A 19,564-nucleotide genomic window follows, 5' to 3' on the forward strand; every position below is an offset into this window, starting at 1 on the left:
ATCGCGGACGACCCCGCTCCATCGGGCGATAGCTATGTCGGCGGATGTTGCAGCGGGATCCCGTGGTCGAGGAACAGTTGCACCGTCTCATCCAGCTCCGCTGCGGTGCGGCACCCCCAGCGCAGGAAGTTGTACAACGAACTGGCGGATGCGGGATCGACGCGCGCTGCCGCGATGGCGGCCTCGGCCGCAGCGTGCGCGTCAGCCCATAAATCGCGCTCGGGTGCGGGATAAGACGAGCGCGTCGGAGCGGTCCCAGGATCGACCGGCTCATACGGTCGTGGGCTCAGCAGAGATGCGTGCGCACCGCCGGCATCGATCTCACCGCTCTCGACCATCGCAATGCCGATCGCTGCGGCCTCGAGGACTGTCGCCTGCTCGTCCCAGTGCAGGTCCTCGAACGGAACCCACGCTGTCCGCAACGGGCGAGAACGACCGGCGGCCTTCCAGATCGCAACGAGCCTCGTCGCCCACCGTCCGGTGCGAACCAGTGGCGAGGACACTTCGTCGACGACGGTGCGCAGAAGCCGAAACCAGACTGCGGCATGTACCCGGCCTGGGCCGAGTTCCACCCATCCCGTCGTCAGAGCCTCGGTGCTGCGCCGATCGAGGTCCGTGACCGCTGAGGGAACCGGAACGGGCGAGACCCGTTCGTCCGAACCGAACCGGACCTGATCCCAGAAGATTGCATGACCAGGGAAAGCAGAGCAGGGTTCGAGTCGACAACGGTGGTCGAGGCAGCTGCTCAGCACCGGATATTGCTGCAGCAGAGTCACCGTGATGTCGGCAGTGGATTCGAGGCTGTCGAGACATGCCGGGCATGCCCGACTGCGCGGAGTGCTCGCCCACGGCAACCATGCCTCGCTCGTGGGTGTGCGACGTCGTCGATCCTGCCTCGCGAGGTCGGCCGGTAGCAGGACCGAGAACTGGTGGACGTAGGTGTCGAAGTCGCAGTCGGCGGGGTCGGTGCTGTCGAGCAACCACGGTGTCCACCCCGCCAACGTCATCATCCGCACCCTCTCTACCGGGACTGCGCCGCGACCGGCCAGCTCGATAAGGATCGGCTCCGGTGTGTAGCGGTCGAGATCCTCGACAGAACAATCGACATCGAGGTCTGAAAGCAGGTCAGAAGGCTTGATGTGCGGATACAGCTCGCATATCCGGGCCAACCAGGACGAGAGGACCTCACCTGGCAGTGGCGGCGGGTGCAGCGGCCACGGGCGGACGTACGCATCATCGGGCATCGCCGCGAGCCGTGCGTTCACGCGAGGTGGCGTTCGAACTGGCGGCGTCGCTCCGTGGGGCCGAGGTACGGAGTGCGCGTGAGCACCGATGAGGTGATCGCTTCCTCTCCACTGTCGACGGCGGTCACTGCTGCGGCTGTGAGCAACGTTGTCAGTTCACCGATGGTGCCCTCGCAGCGAGTGAGGAGGTAGTCGGTCATCTCCGGTGATGTCAGGTGCGAGGGTTTGCGGAGGGGGAAGCTCGTGGTGAAGCTGGCCAGCAGTGATCTGGTGTCGGCAGTGTTGGTCCAGACCGGCAGAGTCATGGGGTGGAATCGGTTCTCCAGCTGCGGATCGGTGCGGATGGCGAGGTAGGCATCACGGGTGCCGACAGCGACAAGAGGAATGCGTAGTTCGTTGCCCAGGAACCGCAGCACGTTCAAGAATTCGCGGCGGACGTTGTCGCGGCCGGCGAGAACATTGTGGAGCTCGTCGATGATCAACATCTTCACGCCGGTGGCGCGGAGCAGCATCAATGCTTGCTGTTCGAGTTCGTGGACCCGATTGCGGGGCCTGGTCGGTGTTCCCAACGCTGTGAGCAGTACGAGGTAGAACCGGCCGGGTGACGGGTCCGGGGGCATCTGCATGCACAACACCGGTATCTGCTCGCGGTCGGACAAGCTGATCGGCGGATGAGTGCGCCGGAACTTTTCGATGATCATCGACTTGCCGTTGTTCGTCGGACCGAGCAACAGTAAGTTCGGCATACGCTGCCGGTCCGGCCACGACAGCAACGACTCCAGATGGTCGATGACCGTACGGGCCTGCGGATACCCGATCCACCTCTCCGACCGGATCAACCGGATCCGCTCCGCGTCGTCGAGTGCGGTGAGCGGTCGGACCGACTCCCGCAGGTGCCCAAAATCCTCGCTGGACGACTCGGTGGGTTCGTCGCTGCTTCCTGTCGGTGCGGTCATCGCCTCACCATTCCTCGATGTCGCTGAAGACAGGCGTTGCGGTGCCGCCGTCCGCTCGAGGCTCCACCGGCGGGTGGATCGCCGGGATCGGTGTACACGCGGCGTCGCCGGTGAGATGCGTGCGGCGGGCACGGTTGCGCCGGGCTTTGCGGGTGGCTTTCTGCGAGCGGTCGGTGACCTCGCGCATCTGCTCGATCATCGAAAACAGTGCGCTCTCATCGACGTTCGACCGACCTTGTTCGCGGAGACGGGAGATAGCAGCTCTGTGCTCCCACAGTGTCACCGCGGGATGTGACATCGTCCGGTACGGCACCTCGACATAGCCGGCACCGTCTGGTTCGAGGACCCAGATTCTGCTCAAATCGCGTGGGTCACGTCGTATCACGAACCGCCCCAAATCTTCTCGCCGCGCAACCCACGGTTTGAGCGCGTTCGAGAAGTAGTGCACGTGATCGAGGACGAAGCCCGTGCGCGTCAAACGTCGCCGGATGACGGGAAGAAAGTCCACCAGGAACGCGGTTTCGCCGAGCACCACACGAGGGGCATGACCAGCTGCGGCGACCCCGCCGGCCCACACGGCGGCCGGAGTGTTCCCGATCCCTGTGTGAACGCTCGCGTGATACGAGGCTATGGCCAGGACCAGCCAGCGCTCCAACTCATGCAATGTCAACGCCGCGTGCTTGTCCGAGTCGTAACTTCCTCGGTCCGCTGGGTTCGAGAAGGTGGTCCCAGGCAGCTCGTGCACCGCCGTCATCGCCGTTCCGATGATGCGTTCGACGATCCCGCCGTAGTGAGGTCGGCCCGGAGGACGGTATTCGAGTGTGATGGCGTGCTGGGCGCATCCGCGGCGCAGCGCTTCGCTTTTGAACTCGGAGGCGTTGTCGAGATACAACTGTTTTGGCTTCCCTGCCATCGGCCACTGCACCTGCTCCGCGAGCTCGCATGCCTCCAGCCATGTCTGCTTCTCGCAGCACACCCGGCCCAGGCACAACCCGACCGATACCGCTGATGGCGGCTCCAGAGTGACGACGAATCCGAGTACGGAACGGCTGAAGACATCGATGGCGATCGTCAGGTAAGGGCGACCGATCGGTTGCCGCTCGTACTCGTCAACGACCATCAGATCGACGACGGTGTGGTCGATCTGGACCTGATCGAGAATCCCCGAAACCGTCGGTGGACTGTCGCCGGCGGACTGACGCGGGCGGGCGGCATCGGGTCCTCCGCGGGACCTGGCGACCGATGCCGGATGGAGGGCGGCGATACGCGCAGTGACGGTGTTTCTGGCCGGCACCGGCAGACCCGCGCGGTGACAGGCCAGCGCGATACGTCGGTGCAGCGCAGCGACACTCGGCTTCTGGCAGTGAAGAAAATATCGAGTGAGATGGTCGCCGATCACGTCCTCGACGTCAGCCGCTACTCGGCTGCGGCCACGCCCTCCCGACGAGACCTTCGTCAGAAGATCGGTGACTGTCCCCGTCCCGTTCCTGAGCCTGCCGAGTAACGTGTAGACCTGCCGCCTGGACAATTCCAACCGCTGTGCTGCATCGTCAACCGCTTCCGAACGCACCGGATGCATCTCCAGCAAGGGAGCCAGGACAGCGAAACGGACCTCGGCCTGGGACCACCGCTCCCCCGACGCTGTCAGCACACCGGTCTCCACGACATCGAGCTTGTCGGGGTCCATCACAAGCCTCCCTGTCACCGAGAGCCGAACATGCGACCGTGCACCGCACTTCTGACATCAGAATGTCAGAAGACACGTGCACTCACCCTCGAAACGCCTGCAAAGAGTGCAGCCGTCGTCTGAAACTGACATGATCCGGCGGGACCTAAACGGCTCCGGGCCCTGTTCGGGACCGCGCCGACGGCCTGCGATCGCGCCTTCGTTCGGGCCGCACCCGTGTCTCACGGATCGGTGCCCCAGAAACGACCGTTAGCAAGACAACGCATGATCATGCATAGCCATGCACAGATCCCAACTCGTCGTTTAGCTTCCGGCGGCACAATCAGCATCGAGCTGGCGTCAAGCGTGTCAGCGGCAAACCTCTCGAATCGGGCAGCGTTAGGTAGCTACAGCTGTTTGCTGAGTTTGTAAAGATAGAAATAGGGCTCTTGATTGCGTTTGGTGATCTCGTCGAAGCGGGCCTTCGCAATACCCAACCCACTAGTGATCACGCCACCCGCCGCAGCGCTACCCAAGCCCATGGTGGCGAGGTCGGGCAGAGTGATTTGCGCGTCAGACAGCAGTAGAGATGCTTCTACGCCTACGCCGGAGACAACGGCGGCGACCGTGGTCTTCATCGCATTAGCGGCATCTAGCACGACCTTTGTCTTGGCCAGCTCGCGTTGAAAGTCACGCAACTTGGGCTCGACTTGGTCTCTGAACAGATCTTGGATGTCAGCTTCCAAATTGGAGTAGTCGAACGCATCTGACTTGATCGTTTCCGCGGCGATTTTCATCTCGGCGCGGTAGGACAGCAACGGTTCGCGCAGCTGATCTCGCGCATCGATAACGTCTTTCATTGACGCCTCGGGGAACGTGGGCAGTTGCGCAATCAACCCCGCACCCACGGCGGCTCTACGAGCTCGCGCCTGGGTGTAGTCATCCGTTAGCGGTTCGCCGGACGACTGCGCGTCCAAGACACGCCGCGACATCCTCTCGTCCAGGACCGGTTGCAAGCGACGATCTTTGAGCAGGCGGCCCAGTGCTTCGGTGTATACCGAAGCCTTGTCTTGGGTCGGGTCGAGTGCGAAACCATCCGGAGCGAGCGTCAATAGTCCGAGATCCATGACCTGCTGGAGGTCTTTCATGTGCCCTGATTCCAGTACTGAGCCGATGTCGTGAAGGTCGGGTGTCAGCTCCTGGATGGACAGCAGGTGTTCGACGGCCTCCATCATGCTGGCATTGATTCTCCGAGCGCGCCGGCGTATCTCTTTCCGTTGCCTGCCTGTCAGGGTTGAGTCTTGTAGAACCGAAGGGTCGAGTCCGAGCCCCCGGAGTACGTCGTCAGTGTGGGCAGCTAGGTATTCCATTCGTCGCTCGTAGCCAGCGAGGTCCGCGGCACAGAAGTCTTCGAGCATGGCCGCTGAGTACGAAAAGAGAGTTACTGAATCGGCGTAGAGAAGTGAGGACTTGACCATTCGGATGTCATCCTCAATTGAGAACGCTCCTCCGCCCCCTGAATGCGCAGTGACAACAGCCATACGGAGTGCAGAGGTTCGCCCGGCCGCTTCCAACCCTGTCTCCTTCATAGGTCATGACGTAACCGAGTCGCAACGCGGCGAACAACTGCCGTGCTTCGAATACTAGGTGTCTCACCTGCGAGTGTCCCGGCAACGTTCGTTTGTGGGGCATACGTCATCGAGGACCCAACCCGCCATCGCGGTCACTCTTCAGACCAAACCGACTCAGTTGATTCTGGCCGCGCCCGTGTCTCACAGATCGGTGGCCCAGAAACGACCATTTCTGAGGCACTGCTGCAAAATCAAGTTTGTGAAATAAGCACCACAAGGGTCGATTCGAGACATACTTGCGAATTGGCCCACACGCCCGTTGACCGCTACCCCACACTCCCGTTCACTGCTACTGAGTGCAGATCGACTCCCAGTATGCGAATATTGTCGGGTGAGCCAGAGCGAAAGCGCATGACGGTCCCCTTCTCCGATGACGAGTTGATGCAAGCATTTGCCGATTATCAACTGGCCTTACCTGAGCTAGGTGAGGGTTCTTACAAGGTTGCTTACCGGGGCCGTAGCGGATCAGACGACATTGTCATCAAAATTGTAAAGGAGCCACTTCCGGAGGACGACTTTGACTCCGACGACTCCATCCCGTTTCCGACCCGCTTCGGCCGCGAGATCGAGGGTATGTCCCAGGTCGATTCGCCCCACGTGGTAAAGCTCGTCGAGCCGCCCAGAAAATGCAGGCTCTCAAGACGAGACTACATTTGGTATGCAGAGCCCTACTACCCAGGGGGGACTCTCGATCAGGCTATTAAGAATTTCGGTGGAAACGAGGATCTTTCTCGACGTCTGGTTATTGCGCTACTTCGAGCAGTCAACGCAATGTGGTCGGACGCAGGAATTGTGCATCGCGACATCAAACCCGGCAACATCGTCTTCGACGATGCAGGTTCTCCGGTTCTGCTTGATCTGGGAATTGCGTACCACAATGATCTTTCGCCGCTCACCGATGCGTACGGCGCATCGCCACGCACAGGTAGATACGCCGCACCTGAGCAATTCGAGATGAGACGGATCGCAGAAATCGACTTCAGAACAGATCTTTTTCAGATCGGGATTGTCGCATTTGAAGCGCTTGTCGGGCACCATCCATTCTGGTATGAAAAAATAGACAGTAGCGAGTACTTTCGGAGACTACAAAGCTTCGACGCCTCCTCCTTTGAGGGCGTGTCGTGCGAAGAGGACCTGCAGGTAGTCATCACGCGTCTGCTGGCTCCGCGCCCCAGCCAGCGGTATAGAAATGTGTCAATTCCGCTACGCCGACTTGGAGTTACGGTATGAGCTTCTATGTTCAGCACGGATACGGCAAGGGCAGCAAGATCTTCGACGTCTCCGATCAGGGCTCCCTCTCCGGAGTCGTGCTCAGCCCTGGTGACGAAGATGTCGCCGCACTCACCACAACGGTGACGGGACTTCGGTCGAGGGGCCTCGATGCGCTCCTCGATCCTCAATCTTATATCTACTCCTCAACCCCAGCGGGTTCGGCTCGACGCCATTCATCTCACGCTTTGAACTTCCGCCGAATCAAGTGGTCACAAAGCGCTGGCGATGTCGCCAACCAAATAGCGTCAATCGAGGCCGCCAATACTGCGGTCGGAATTCACAACCGTTTGATAGCACCCACGTGCATCCAGTCGACTTTTACAGATATCTGGACACCTCTAGCACTCCAGTACGCCCGATCTGCCGTCGACGCATGGGGAGGAGATAGAACCATTGCCAGTGTCGCCATCGATGAGGGCGCGTTAAGTAACTGGAAAGACATTGCCGACTGGCTCGACGTTGTCACAACCATAGATGTTCAGGGTTTCTACATAGTTGTCAATCGGGCAACTAAAGGTTATCCGCCCGCACCGTGGGACTCGAACCGCTTGTCCAACTTGCTCCGGCTTATCTACACCCTGTCAGAGGTCAACGAATATGAAGTACATTGGGGGTATTCGGATCTCGAAGGACTCCTAGGTCTGGCCGCTGGCGCTACCGCAATATCTTCTGGCTGGTTTTACACCTTAAGACAATTCTTCATCTCCAAATGGCAACCGTCTCCCGCCGGTGGTCAGCCCCCAACTGCGAGGGTGTATCTACCCGCTCTGTGGGCCTCATTGAAGGCACAAGAGGAACTGTCATACGTTATGAACCTCCCCTACAGCGACGACATCGTGCTCCCAGAAATCAGCGCAACCTTCGCCGCCCGTGCCTTATCGTCCTGGACACGGGCGGAGGCCCAAGTGCAGTTCATGGCGCAACTGTCCAGAAGGGCCGAGGCAGGCACCACCTCAGCGGACGTACCGACTCGACTCGACGCAGTCGAAAAGTCACTCAACGAGGCATCGAGCCTGTACAGCCGTATTGCACGAGACCGGGTAGTGCTGCCGCCCGCTTACGCTGGACGCGTCACCAACTTGCTTCACGCGGTTGAGGAAATGCGCGTTGCAGAGGGAATCTGATCGCGCTGTAGCTGTCGATGCAGGAGCTCGAGAAGCCAGAGTTTTTGCGCGTCACCAAGCGGACGCTTAGGCGCGGTACGTAGCCACGACAGCCGATCGCCCGACATTTTAATCAGACCGCTCTCGTATACACCTAACGTGGGCAGGTCGACGCGAGCCGCAACGTTCTCTGGCATCAAAATTGCAGTGCGGTGGGCCATCGGCCCGAATCGCGCCACCTGTCTCACCGCACGTCGCCAGTCCGACATCTTCGCCTCCACTGCGAGTGAGTCGTGGACGAGGTTCCTCGCATGCGCGAGCTGCGAATCTTTCCAGTTTGCGGCCTGCATCTTCGACCGCAGGTCTCGGGCGTAAGTAGCCGACACCCCTACAGGTTCGTCGACATCGCCAGAAATAACCTGCGCCTCGGTGAAGGTCGCGAGTCGATTGGCCTTACGTAGGTACGAAATAAGTCCACTTGATGAGATTGCAAGTAGGAGCACATCCGGCCGACCTCGACCGATTCGTGGTTCCAACAGCAGATGGAGGCTACGACCTGCTCCAGGAGGCATAAGGTTGTGTGCGTCTTGAGCGAACGCTTCCGTCAAGCGGGCCTCGTGGATCGGTACCCCGACAGTCCGCGTACCCTTCCCTTTCGCCACATCCGCGACGACGTCGCTATGTTGTACCAAAACGCTGGTCGATAACAAGGTGTCCACCCCTCCACAATATGACCCCTGGCCTGTCCAGGCGCATCGGACTGGAGCCCGTGCCGTAACGACGGTGTCAGTCTCATCGGTCCTGGCCTGAGTAGGAGATCCGGACGGTGGCAGGTGGGGCTGTATCGGACAACGGAATGTCGAACAGATGCCTGCCTGCGGGGGCAACATCCACCTCCAGGATCATTCGAGGAGGACGTTATCGTGGAGTCGCATGGTGGCCGCGAACCCCTGTTACAACGCCTCCACCTTTTGTGCAACGCCCGAACCGATCTTAGCTTCTCCACCCTCTACGGCCTCGGCTTTATGGCCAACGTTAGCGATTCGGCCTGAGCGGTGGCTTCCGAACGGCGCACCATGGAGAGCACTCTGCCGTCGTAAAACGCCTTCGTGGACAGGGGCAGGAAGATCCGACTAGCGCGGCCACCACCGCACGAGCGCTCGAGCTCGGTCATGCAGCTCGTTGATTGAATCAACCAGGAGCGCCAGCCAAGTTAATGCACTTTCAGGGCTAGGAACGAGCGTCGATGGTACGGCGTTCTGAGCGGCATCATCGAGTTGGTTGATGTTCGATGGGTAGTCGGTTGTCTTCCCGTCAACGACGTTCGGTGCACCGTCCAACCCGTAGGTGATAACGAAGGTGATTTCATGTCGATTTGCTTCGGTGAAGTGTGCAGACAGAGCCAGTTGACCCCAAACGGAACGGTCGTAGACAACTGCACCGGACCGAATTGCGGCCTGCAGCAACCAGTGCGGAACAATCTTGCCGTGCATCCACGCTGAACCGCAGCGACGGAAGTCGATGTCGAGCGCCCGAGCTTTCGCCTCGTCCAACGTAAGCAACGGCAGGTTCTCGATACCGAGTACGGAACTATCCACCTATGTTGCCTCCTGATCTCCGGGAATGTGTCGGTCGGCAGCTGCGTCGGACCGACTTGGTGTGCGATGTACCCGCGATAGCGGGTGAAAAGTGCAGTGGCTAGGTAATAGACCGGTCAGCGAATCCTGGGTCCACGCGCGAGCGGACCTGTCCGTTTGGGGAACGGTTTGCCGTCGTTGAACCGGAGACGCAGCGACTCGAGGTACTCCTCCACCGCTGCGTTGACCAGATCCGATGGGCCACGCGGCGCTCCCGGTGTCGCGGATAGTGCCTCCGCGGCGTTGAGGAGATCGTCGACAGTGGCCGTGTAGAGATAGTACGAGCGTTTGCACTTGCTGTGATCCACCGTTGATTCCGAGTTCTTCTGTACCAGTAGGGTTTCTGCGACAGGCTGAGACGTGTCGTTGCCCGGGTGAGGTGGGTTCACGGGGCTTTGTCCGGCCAGTGCGCTCTTCATCCGCTCGGGCCGCGCCATCACTGCTCTCCATCAATGAGGATCTCGACTGTGTCGCGGTAGATAGTCCACAGGCTCCGCGCTTGGGTTGTTCCCCAGTCCTTCAGACTGGTCTGCGATTCCATCGAGTCTTTGATGACGACTCGTTTCGGCACTGGATCACCGAGAATGTCAATGCTGGCTGCAATCTCGATGAGCTGTTCTCGGCCGGCGATGGTTTGGTTCTCGTGCAGGTTGATCACCGCACCGAGAAGGCGGAGGTCGGCGTTGTAGCTTCGTCTGACTGCGTCAATTGTCCGGCATAATCGCGCCAAGCCGTTCGCCGAGAACAGCGCAGATTGGCTGACGACAACAACTTTGCGTGCCGCGACGAGTGCGTTGATGGTCAGCAGGTCCAAGCTGGGCGGGCAGTCGATCAGGATGACGTCGTACTGATCAGCAACGGTTTCGAGTGCATCTCGAAGTCGGCGTTCGCGCCCCGCTCCCGCAACCACCAGCTGGTCTCTCACATACGCGAGTGATTCGTTCCCGGGCACTGTCGGGACCAGGAAGACACCTGGCCAGATGCAGGGTACGACTGTGTCGCCGATCGTTGCTCCCGAAGAGTCCGAAAGCACGTCTGCGACACCAAGGTCGTCGAGAGCAAGAGTCTGTGCGGCGAGGACCGTACTGAGGTTGCCTTGCGGGTCTATATCTATGACGAGAACTCGTTTGCCCGCACGCGCGGCGGCGTCGGTGAGGTGGAAGGTCTCGGTGGTTTTGCCCACGCCACCCTTCTGGTTGCAGAACGCGATGATGTCAGCGGGCATGGCGGGTCTCACTTCCATTGCAGGAGTTGCGGGTGATAAGCGAAATGGTTGCGAGGGACGCATGGCACCCCAGTCTCCTGAGGGATGTATCTGAGCCGCGGCGGGCAATGGGTGAATAGGTCGCCTTACTGGTGACGGAGGCATCACCCGAATGGGGTCTATTGCCCGACAACACATGAGAGGGAAGCATCAGCGGTGAAGGACCTGTGGTTCGAGTGGGCTCTGTCGGATCCGATACGCCTGTGGCGTGTATTGCACCTGATGCACGCGACACTGGCACTGGTGGCCAATCAGGTGATGACCGATAGACGGGCGATTCAAGCCTTGCTGGTATTCGATGTACGGCCGAATACAGCTCGCGCAGTGCGTCATTGGATTCGTTATGACTACAGCCTGGATATTCATCACGCTTGGCCGCTGATGCCAAGGCAGGCTTGGGGATTCCGGCTCGATCGCCAATCCGCACAGGCAGTGACGGGTGAAAACGACGTGCGAGCGAAAGCAAGTGAGGCTCGATTCGATGATGGTCAGGGGTTCTCATGGGTCCTCTTCAGTAGTGACTGGGTTCAAAGGCGTGGTACTTCGTCGGTCTGTCTCGGACCCCCCATGGCCCCTGAGCCAATTTCCGCACCCACGTTGTCCGCTCCACGTCCGATAGCCCCGCGTCACGATGGACGCGCGGCTGCTCGGTATCGCCACTCGTTCGATGATCAGTCGAGCGTGTGGTGCCTCGAGGCCGGTCTCAGAGGATTTACACAGGGTGCACAGGCCGGCGGCAGGCTGGTGTAACGTCGGGCTCTGCCAGAAAACGACGCTGCTGCGACACATCAGGCCTTTGCTAGACGGTTCACAGCGAAGGCTTGTTCGAGTGCGAGCAGAGGGGTTCGACCGCGCGATCGCGAATCGAAGCGTGCGTCATCGCCCGTTCGGCCCCTGACCGAAATCAGGGGCGGAGAACGGTGCGTCAGCGAAATGTCTTGAATCACTTGTCAAGACGCTTTATGATCGGTGGCGAAACTCCTTCCTCACGGGTTGTGGTTTCGACGCCCTCGGCTTCGGTGCTGGTAACACCGAGATTCTCCGGGGGCGTTTCAGTTTCCTGAGGGGCAGTTGGCCCCGGGCCTTACGCGACGCCTGAACTGGCGTCGGATTCCGCCTCGAGACCTTCGATGTACTCATCGATGGCCGTATCCGGGATGAGCCGACGCTTGCCGACCTTCACGCTCCGGATTTCTCCGGACGCGATCTTGTTGAAGAAGTTGGATCGTCCAAGTCCCGTGCAAGCCATAGCCTCCGGGACAGACAGCAGCCGTCTGGGCATCTTCAGCACCTCCACTGATTGTGTGGTAGAGCCACATTTTGGGGGACTTATCGGATCAGTCCATGTGGTTCCACCACAGAGTAGCAACTACGTACCCCACCCACAAGACCGACGTATTTTCAGCTAGACTGCGTATCCATGACGCAGTCTTGGGCGGAATCAATCGTTGCCCGGGTCGCCTCGGAAGTTCGCCGACTCCGGGGTAAAGACCACTCCGCACTGTCCGCGGCAAAGCTCGCCGACAGAACCGTCGACTTCGGGTGGGGAATCTCCCGGTCGGTGGTTGCAGACTTGGAGACAGGTCGAAAGAAGAGCCTTGACATCTCGGAACTGCTCGTATTGGCTGCGGCACTGGGAGTCTCACCTGCACAGTTGGTCTTCCCCGACCTTCCCAAAGGGAAGGTCGAAGTACTCCCTGGGCTGCCGCAAGAATCTCACGATGCCCTCCGCTGGTTTAGCGGCGAGGCCGGACTCATGCGACCGAGCTCGGAATGGACCGAAGAGCAATCAGAAACTCCTCTCGACATGTGGGTCCGAGACACCTTCGACCCGAGAAACGATCGTGTCGGAATCACTCGCGAATGGCTCGATGCACTCAAGGCCATGCGTCGCGCCCGGGTACAACTACGAAACGGATTGTCCAAGAACGAATCCGCCGAACATATCGAGTCGATGCAGTATCTGTACGAGGATGCACGACGACGCTCGGAGGAGCTCTTTCGACGGATGACAGAACTGGGCATGAACACACAGGACGAAGAGGATGGCTAGGCAGCGCACTGCCCCTGGAGAGTGGGGAAAGATCACGAACACAAAGCGCGGGTCGGCTTTCGTCGCAAAGGTTCGTATCCGAGATTCCGACGGCGTGCGCCGCTTGGTCGAGGCAAGCGGCCGGTCCCCAGAGGCCGCTCGGCGGAACTTGAACGCGAAGTTACAGAACAGGCTGGCACCAACCCGCGCAAGCGGCCTGACGAGTAGTTCGACCGTCTCAGCCCTGGCCTCGAGTTGGTTTGCCGAGCAGGAACCATCACTGGCAGCGCAGTCCTACAGCCGCTATCTCGATGTTTGGAACAAGCTGTGTGCACCGGCCATCGGTGAACTACTTGTCAGGGAAGTCCGCACAGGCACCGTAGATTCGTTCCTCCGAGAACTGGCCGCGCGAGCTCCCAGTAGCGCCCGCATTGCACGTGTGGTGTGCACAGGAGTCTTCTCCAAAGCCGTCCGATTGGACCTCATGCCACAGAACCCGGTCCGAGAAGTGGCGCTGCCGAAGAAGGCCAGGCAGCCGGTCAGGTCCGTCACTCTTGACGAGCTGAACGAGATCCGAAGCCGAGTCGCAGCTTATTGCGCTCACGAAGAGGTTCTCGCGGACGGGACGGTGAAACGGAAGCCTGGCCCCAAGCCTGGCCAAGACCTACAAGACATCATGGACCTCCTGATTGCGACTGGGGCTCGGATCGGAGAGGTGCTAGCTCTTCGCTATCCGGATCTCCGTCTCGACGTCAGCCCTGCGACCGCGACGATTCAGGCGACTTTGATAGTTCCTCGGGTTGCGGGCGAGCGCCTATGGCGTCAGGAACACAGGAAAGGCGATTCCCCGCCGTTGACATTGGTTCTGCCCGAGTTCGCAGCGACGATACTGAGGCGCCGGGCAGAATCGCCGATATTCATCAACCCTCACGAGGCAGTATTCGTGACCAGCACCGGAAACTGGCTTTCGCCATCCAACGTCAGACGATCGTGGAGGGCTGCGCTCGGCGCGGATTTCTCCTGGGTGAGACCGCATTCTTTCCGCAAGACGGTTGCCACATTGATCAAGGAAACCTATGGCATCGAGACCGCGCAAACCCAGCTGGGGCATTCATCGACGCGTGTCACCGAAGCTCATTACATCCAACGGATCAATTCTGCGCCAGATCTGACCGCAACTCTAGATCTGTACGGACCCTCGAACTACTCCGACGAGTCATCAAATCTGTAACTCGGGTGGCGTCAGGTCATGCTGGTCAGGGACGGCGTGTCTGAATCGGATCGGTAGAAGATCCTCGTCTCTCGGAGCCCACTCACTGAATACTCGCCCATGACCTGGGCTGGTCACGACATCACTCCCGTGGCGAAGCCAAGTGATACCACTGACAACGAATAGGTCGGTTGGTTGAAATTCCCGTGCGTGATTGACCTCGCCGTGGGTGAGTTCGACGGCATTGGGTTCCCCGTCGAGCCCTTCACTTCGACATGCCGCTCGCTGGCTAGGTCCCCAGAACCGAAAAGCAGGAGGTCGAAAGGCCGGGATGCGCCGACATCCTTGCACTCGTACCCGAGCGACTCGTAGTGCTGAATCGCCTGCCGCACAGCCTGCATCTCGATCGCTCGCCGGACCTTGGGGTCCGACACGTGACCTGCCTCGAGGGCTTGCCGGCGATCCGAACGCGCCGTCGACGACGTCTCCGATCCCTTGCCATCCACGCCTCGGTCGGCTGAAGAGTGGATCTGCGCGACAGCAAGTTCTGGCAGCACACCGAATAGCGCGGAGGGGAATTTGCTGAGGTACCCACCTTGTTTGGGGCGGAGGGTTCCATTCGAGAGAAATGCGAACGGAAAGTAGACGCTTCCGTCACGGCCGATCTCGAGGACATCCTGCACCGAGCGGATGGCGGGTAGGCGTTCGTTCAAATCCTGGAAGGTAACCGACGTCGAGAACTCCGTGTAGTCGCGCAACAGAGCTTCTCGGCCGCTCGCGGGGCTGTTGTCGTTGTACACGAGGTTGTCGACCTCGTACGGCTCACCGTCGACGATCGACCAACCGACGAACCTGGATGGCTTCCCATCCCGGGCTGTCGTCCAGTGGAGTACGACGTCGCCGTCCCGAACGTGGTTGACGAGCTCCCAGTACGGAGTCGAGACTCCGTTTCGCTTCGCGAACGGGACTCTGATTTCCATCGCCGAAATCGTCGCGCCTGATCGTCTCCATCCAATACCGCTCGGCAGGGTCCGTCAGCCACCACTCGTTGATCGTCACGACGCCACTGTGTCATGGTCGAGCCGTTCCAATGTTGGGACTGAGGCTGTCCGGCCCCGACACCGTGAACTCAACACTTTCGTGCCGAATTCCGACCAATGTGTTGAGTAAGTGTTGAGCCGGGCGCAACTCGGATGGTCATCGAAAATGCCCCGAACCGCATCGCTGCAGCTCCGGGGCATTTCTTCTGTGCGCCCGAAGGGATTCGAACCCCTAACCTCTTGATCCGTAGTCAAGTGCTCTATCCGTTGAGCTACGGGCGCATGTTCAGTTATCCAACTGGTCTAGCTGAACGGTAACGATCTACCGTTCGTGGCGGAGGCGAGAGGATTTGAACCTCCGGTCCCGGTGAAAGGACAAGTCATTAGCAGTGACTCCCATTCGGCCGCTCTGGCACGCCTCCTAGGCTGCCGGCCCTCTCGGACCGCCGAGGAAAGAGATTACACACGGCAAAGGCCAGAAGGCAAAACGGCTGGTCGACGCCTCTGGTTCGCGCGGCGTTCGCGTAAAAGATGCTTGTTGCTCTTCAGCGCATGAAGCTGTCGAACCAATCGAAGATTCGGGTCTGCGCGTCGACGAGCGCCGCCGCTGCCGGGTCGCTGTGATCGGAGCTGCCGGGTTGTTCGCGGGGATGGTCGGCTCGATGCTTCAGCCCCGAATAGCTGACGACGTTCGTGGCCACTGAGGCGCGCGTGGCGGCGTCGCGAAGGGCTTCGATGTGATCGGGTGGGGTGTGCGGGTCATCCTCGCCGTAGAGACCGAGCCAGGGGGCCTGCAGCTTGGGTGCTGCCTCGACCAACGCGACTGCGTCGGAGTTGAGCGGTTCGACGATTCCGGCCGCAGCGACACTGACCGCCGCCCCGACCGGACGACTGGTGGCCACGATCAACGCTGCCGTCCCTGCGTCGTCGAACCCGATGACTCCGACACAGTCGGGGTAGACACCGCGTTGGACGAGCCAGTCGGAGGTGGCGTCGAAGTCCGCGAAGAGGTCGTCGCCGAATACTTCCTTGTCGTCGCCGTGACCTCGATGGAACAGGTTCGGCGCGACGGCCAGCCAGCCTTCCAAGGCGAGTGCGCGCAGCAGGTCGAGCAGAGACTCGGGCACCTCACGGGCCTCGTGCAGCACGACGATTCCGCCGCGAGGTGGCCCGTCGGGTTCGACGGCCGTCAACGGAACTTTCTCTCGCGGGGGTGATTCGTGCGCGGACGTGTCCACCACGTCGTCCGCGCCCACCGTGGGCGCGGAGGCGGACCGAAGAACTGCGACGTCGCTCAATATTCCCGACATACTTATCGAAGATAGGACGATCGGTCCGGTCGTGCACAGCAATATCACGGACGCGTAGAAGTCAACCCCGAACCTGGGCGCATAATGGCAGCCGTGACCGCGCGCATCCGCCCCGACCTCGACGCCATCCCCGCCTACGTTCCCGGCCGCACCTTTCCGGGTGCGATCAAACTGGCGAGCAACGAGACGACGCAGGGACCGCTGCCGAGCGTGCGCGACGCGATCGCGGAGGCCGTCGGCGGCGTCAATCGCTACCCCGACAATCGAGCGACCGCGCTCGTCGAGTCACTGGCGAAGAAGCTCGGCGTCGCCACGGAGAACGTGGCCGTCGGAAGTGGTTCCGTCTCGCTGTGCCAGGAGGTCGTTCAGATCACCTGCGGTCCCGGCGACGAAGTGTTGTTCGCCTGGCGCTCGTTCGAGGCGTACCCCATCGTCACCAGCGTCGCCGGCGCCACGCCCGTGCAGGTTCCGTTGACCGCCGACCACGTGCACGATCTGGACGCGATGCTTACCGCGATCACCGACCGCACCCGGCTGATCTTCGTCTGCAACCCGAACAACCCGACCGGAACGGTCGTTCAGCGCGACAAGCTCGAGGCGTTTCTCGACGCGGTGCCGTCGAACATTCTCGTGGTGCTCGACGAGGCCTACTTCGAATACACCCGCCCCGACGCGGGCAACCACACCGACGGAGTGGAGCTGGCACGCGGACGACGCAACGTGATCGTGCTGCGGACGTTCTCCAAGGCCTACGGACTCGCCGGTTTGCGGGTGGGTTACGCGATTGCCGATCCCGAGGTGATCACGGCACTGTCGAAGGTGCGGATCGCGTTCGCTGTCAGCACCGTGGCGCAACAGGCAGCGGTGGCGTCGTTGGATGCCTCGGCGGAACTGCTGGCTCGCACCGATGGTCTGATCGCGGAACGTGATCGTGTGCGCGATGCGCTCGTGGCGGGCGGTTACGACGTCGGTGCATCGCAGTCCAACTTCGTCTGGCTGCCGCTGGCCGAACGCTCGGGTGAATTCGCTGCTGCTGCCGCCGAACAGGGCGTACTGCTGCGCGCCTACGGAAACGACGGAGTGCGGGTCACCATCGGCGACCCGCACGAGAACGACGCATTTCTGAAGTTTGCTCTACAGGCCTAGCGCGCGCTCGAGCGTCGGCCACGATTCACGCAGGTCGTCCTGCCAGTACGGCCACTGATGGATGCCGTACGGGCGGTAGACAACTGTCGCGGGGATGTCGAGCGACCGGAGTCGAGTATCGAACACGGTGGTGCAGTACAGCGCGGCCGCCTCGAGCGGTCCGCCCATCAGTGCGCTCTCGACGCCGCTACCACCGGGGCCGAGCTCGTACGGACCGGGCAGGCCGGTGCCGACGGACAAGTAGACGTCCTTGCCGCGGAGCGCTTCGGCATTACGTGACGGATCGTGCTCGACCCACCGGGGATCGGTGTTCTCGCCCCACATGTTCGTCGCGTTGCCGCCGTTCGTGGCGACGGTGGCGCGCACCGCGTCCTTGAAGTTGGTCTGCGAATTGTCGTAGCAACCACTCAGGCCTGCGACTCCGGTGTAGAGGCTGGGGTGACGGGTGATCAGGTCCATCGCGGCCTGGGCACCCATCGACACACCCGAGATCGCGTTGGTGCCGTTACCGGAGAAGCGCGCATCGATCAGCGGCGGCAGCTCCGACGTCAGAAACGTCTCCCACTTGTTCACGCCGAGCACCGGATCCGGCACGTTCCAGTCCGTGTAATAGCTGCTCGATCCACCGACCGGGAGCACGACGTTGACCTGCTTGTCCGCGAAGAAGTCGACGATGTCGGTCTTCTGCGTCCAGGTGCTTTCCTTGTAATCGGATTCTTTGCCCGCGCTCACACCGTCGAGCATGTAGAGCGTCGGGCGGGACACGGCCTGCGCGGCCGGAAGAAGAACCTGGACCTGGATGGCGCGTCCCATCGCGGGCGAGTCGACCCACACCGCAGCGCGACGGTCGGTCAGCATGTCCACACGATCGATGCGTGCCGACGCCGCAGGCAGGGACTGAGCTGTGATTCCGGGAGCCGCACCGCCACCGTCGGAACTGCCGGTATCGGGAAGCGGCTGCGCCCCGGCAAGACCCGACCCCAGCAGCGACACTGCCAGAGCAGTTCCCGCTACTGCCAACACTCGGCGGTGCATCAGATTGCCCATCCTCCCCCGGCGCACCCTCACGGGGCGCAACACAAACAACATCCGTCACTCAACGTACCCACCGAGTTGCGCGCACGCTAAAGCTGTGGGTTCGCTCACAATAGCCGCGCACATGCGGGTCCAAAAGTCCGCGTGATCCTTTGTTACATGTACTCGAGGCATAACGGTCTACCTGGTCGGATGTCCTCGTACACGCCGTTCGCGCGGGGCACTCGATGTGACATTCGGTGGACTTTTCGGGGGTCAATGTCACATCGAGTGGACCTCTGCGGCGTCGATTCAGCCGCGGCCGGTTTCGCCCTGCAGCTTGTCGATCATTTCCGACGCCTGCGCCTTGTTGAGACCCTCGGGAACTTCCTCTCCCGCTTCCTGCGCAAGGGTGCCCAGGTAGCTCTTCTGTGGGCCGGTCATCGGCTCGTCGCCGGTGACCCAATCGTCGGGATCCTTCTCGGGGTTCTGATTGACCTGCTCGTTTTCGCTCATACGTTCGTAGATACGCCGAATCGCCGGGTTCCAAACACATCCGCGTTCGCGGAGTCGCGGCGTAGGTCACTCGAATGACTTGATTGACAGTTCAACAATTGGCCGAGAATGCTCCACAACACATCCCCTCGATTGGAGTTCCATGAAGACGAAGAACCTGCTGGTCAAGATCGGCATCAGCGGTGCGATCGCTGCGGCCGCTCTGGTCACCGCCCCGGCCGTCGCCTCGGCCGACCCGATCACCGATTTCCTCTGCAGCAGCGGATCGGCCCAGTTCTGCCCGGTACTCCTTCCCTCACCGCCGGCCCCACTGTCGGCACCTGCTCCCTCCGGCGGGGCATTCCAGTACAAGAACTGCGATGCGGCGCGTGACGCCGGTGCCGCCCCGGTCTATCGAGGCGACTACGGCTACGGGCCTCATCTCGACCGCGACGACGACGGCATCGGCTGCGAGTAGCGAATTCGCACTTGTGCAGACAGATGACACCGATTTCTCTGCACAAGTGCGATCTCGGCGGGCGGA

At 61.0% G+C, this 19,564-nt stretch carries 20 protein-coding genes and 2 tRNA genes; 6 read left to right on the top strand and 16 right to left on the bottom strand.

Going from position 1 to position 19,564, the window contains the following annotated elements:
- Positions 1-32: 32 nt before the first annotated feature.
- The 4 genes from CH271_RS21190 to CH271_RS21205 all read right to left on the bottom strand — a co-directional run bounded on the left by CH271_RS21190 (position 33) and on the right by CH271_RS21205 (position 5,101).
- Positions 33-1,265 carry a TniQ family protein gene (locus tag CH271_RS21190; RefSeq protein ID WP_179274840.1) on the bottom strand — a complete coding sequence of 411 codons (1,233 nt, stop codon included), beginning with the start codon at positions 1,263-1,265 and terminating at the stop codon, positions 33-35.
- Complete coding sequence (locus tag CH271_RS21195) at positions 1,262-2,200, bottom strand: TniB family NTP-binding protein (protein ID WP_094634705.1); 939 nt, start codon at positions 2,198-2,200, stop codon at positions 1,262-1,264. Before CH271_RS21195 ends, CH271_RS21190 begins: the two co-directional genes overlap by 4 nt.
- 4 nt (positions 2,201-2,204) lie before the next feature.
- The gene (locus CH271_RS21200; protein ID WP_094634706.1) at positions 2,205-3,887 is read right to left on the bottom strand and encodes a Mu transposase C-terminal domain-containing protein; all 1,683 of its coding nucleotides are present in this window, start codon (positions 3,885-3,887) and stop codon (positions 2,205-2,207) included.
- Between the two features lie 386 nt (positions 3,888-4,273).
- Entirely contained in the window at positions 4,274-5,101 is an 828-nt protein-coding gene (locus CH271_RS21205) for a hypothetical protein (protein WP_143546089.1), read from the bottom strand.
- 747 nt (positions 5,102-5,848) lie between these two features.
- Between CH271_RS21205 and CH271_RS21210 the strand changes: the two genes are divergently transcribed.
- Both CH271_RS21210 and CH271_RS28505 read left to right on the top strand, forming a co-directional pair.
- Positions 5,849-6,727 (top strand): serine/threonine-protein kinase, encoded by an 879-nt coding sequence (locus CH271_RS21210; protein ID WP_170944868.1) that lies wholly within the window; start codon positions 5,849-5,851, stop codon positions 6,725-6,727.
- Positions 6,724-7,893: a hypothetical protein gene (locus CH271_RS28505; protein ID WP_094681423.1), complete on the top strand. Its 1,170-nt coding sequence runs from the start codon at positions 6,724-6,726 to the stop codon at positions 7,891-7,893. The genes CH271_RS21210 and CH271_RS28505 overlap by 4 nt, the downstream gene beginning before the upstream one ends.
- Here the strand turns inward: CH271_RS28505 and CH271_RS29130 are convergent.
- The 5 genes from CH271_RS29130 to CH271_RS21235 form a co-directional block, all read right to left on the bottom strand.
- Entirely contained in the window at positions 7,854-8,591 is a 738-nt protein-coding gene (locus tag CH271_RS29130) for a hypothetical protein (RefSeq protein ID WP_143546090.1), read from the bottom strand. The genes CH271_RS28505 and CH271_RS29130 overlap by 40 nt on opposite strands.
- Positions 8,592-9,005: 414 nt before the next feature.
- Positions 9,006-9,470, bottom strand: coding sequence for a hypothetical protein (locus tag CH271_RS21220; protein ID WP_094634710.1), 465 nt, complete (start codon positions 9,468-9,470; stop codon positions 9,006-9,008).
- Between the two features lie 116 nt (positions 9,471-9,586).
- Positions 9,587-9,817 (bottom strand): hypothetical protein, encoded by a 231-nt coding sequence (locus tag CH271_RS29390; protein WP_249305506.1) that lies wholly within the window; start codon positions 9,815-9,817, stop codon positions 9,587-9,589.
- A gap of 128 nt (positions 9,818-9,945) precedes the next feature.
- Positions 9,946-10,797 carry a ParA family protein gene (locus CH271_RS21230; RefSeq protein ID WP_256986480.1) on the bottom strand — a complete coding sequence of 284 codons (852 nt, stop codon included), beginning with the start codon at positions 10,795-10,797 and terminating at the stop codon, positions 9,946-9,948.
- A 1,060-nt stretch (positions 10,798-11,857) separates the two neighbouring features.
- Positions 11,858-12,070 carry a helix-turn-helix transcriptional regulator gene (locus tag CH271_RS21235; protein WP_230595287.1) on the bottom strand — a complete coding sequence of 71 codons (213 nt, stop codon included), beginning with the start codon at positions 12,068-12,070 and terminating at the stop codon, positions 11,858-11,860.
- Positions 12,071-12,193: 123 nt separating this feature from the next.
- Here CH271_RS21235 and CH271_RS21240 point away from each other — a divergent pair, with 123 nt between their 5' ends.
- Together CH271_RS21240 and CH271_RS29630 are read left to right on the top strand one after the other, a co-directional pair.
- Complete coding sequence (locus tag CH271_RS21240; RefSeq protein WP_094634712.1) at positions 12,194-12,826, top strand: helix-turn-helix domain-containing protein; 633 nt, start codon at positions 12,194-12,196, stop codon at positions 12,824-12,826.
- Positions 12,819-14,036, top strand: a complete 1,218-nt coding sequence (locus CH271_RS29630; protein ID WP_094634713.1) for a tyrosine-type recombinase/integrase — start codon at positions 12,819-12,821, stop codon at positions 14,034-14,036. Before CH271_RS21240 ends, CH271_RS29630 begins: the two co-directional genes overlap by 8 nt.
- Positions 14,037-14,149: 113 nt before the next feature.
- On the opposite strand, the gene CH271_RS21250 is transcribed toward CH271_RS29630, so the two are convergent.
- The 5 genes from CH271_RS21250 to CH271_RS21265 all read right to left on the bottom strand — a co-directional run bounded on the left by CH271_RS21250 (position 14,150) and on the right by CH271_RS21265 (position 16,365).
- Complete coding sequence (locus tag CH271_RS21250) at positions 14,150-14,815, bottom strand: hypothetical protein (protein ID WP_141216546.1); 666 nt, start codon at positions 14,813-14,815, stop codon at positions 14,150-14,152.
- A gap of 22 nt (positions 14,816-14,837) precedes the next feature.
- Entirely contained in the window at positions 14,838-15,074 is a 237-nt protein-coding gene (locus CH271_RS28515) for a hypothetical protein (RefSeq protein WP_141216545.1), read from the bottom strand.
- Between the two features lie 190 nt (positions 15,075-15,264).
- A tRNA-Arg gene (locus CH271_RS21255) sits at positions 15,265-15,337 on the bottom strand.
- 50 nt (positions 15,338-15,387) lie between these two features.
- A tRNA-Ser gene (locus CH271_RS21260) sits at positions 15,388-15,477 on the bottom strand.
- 123 nt (positions 15,478-15,600) lie between these two features.
- Positions 15,601-16,365 carry a dienelactone hydrolase family protein gene (locus tag CH271_RS21265; RefSeq protein ID WP_037187291.1) on the bottom strand — a complete coding sequence of 255 codons (765 nt, stop codon included), beginning with the start codon at positions 16,363-16,365 and terminating at the stop codon, positions 15,601-15,603.
- 93 nt (positions 16,366-16,458) lie between these two features.
- On the opposite strand from CH271_RS21265, the gene hisC reads away from it, so the two are divergent.
- Positions 16,459-17,511, top strand: coding sequence for a histidinol-phosphate transaminase (gene hisC / locus CH271_RS21270; RefSeq protein WP_094634735.1), 1,053 nt, complete (start codon positions 16,459-16,461; stop codon positions 17,509-17,511).
- Here the strand turns inward: hisC and CH271_RS21275 are convergent.
- Together CH271_RS21275 and CH271_RS21280 are read right to left on the bottom strand one after the other, a co-directional pair.
- Positions 17,500-18,546, bottom strand: coding sequence for an alpha/beta hydrolase (locus tag CH271_RS21275; RefSeq protein ID WP_037188761.1), 1,047 nt, complete (start codon positions 18,544-18,546; stop codon positions 17,500-17,502). The genes hisC and CH271_RS21275 overlap by 12 nt on opposite strands.
- A 291-nt stretch (positions 18,547-18,837) precedes the next feature.
- Positions 18,838-19,041 carry a DUF3072 domain-containing protein gene (locus CH271_RS21280; RefSeq protein ID WP_037187289.1) on the bottom strand — a complete coding sequence of 68 codons (204 nt, stop codon included), beginning with the start codon at positions 19,039-19,041 and terminating at the stop codon, positions 18,838-18,840.
- Positions 19,042-19,183: 142 nt separating this feature from the next.
- Here CH271_RS21280 and CH271_RS21285 point away from each other — a divergent pair, with 142 nt between their 5' ends.
- Complete coding sequence (locus tag CH271_RS21285; protein WP_094634715.1) at positions 19,184-19,498, top strand: excalibur calcium-binding domain-containing protein; 315 nt, start codon at positions 19,184-19,186, stop codon at positions 19,496-19,498.
- Positions 19,499-19,564: the final 66 nt, after the last annotated feature.

Origin of the sequence: Rhodococcus sp. 05-340-2, assembly GCF_002258915.1 — a bacterium.
GTDB lineage: Bacteria > Actinomycetota > Actinomycetes > Mycobacteriales > Mycobacteriaceae > Rhodococcoides.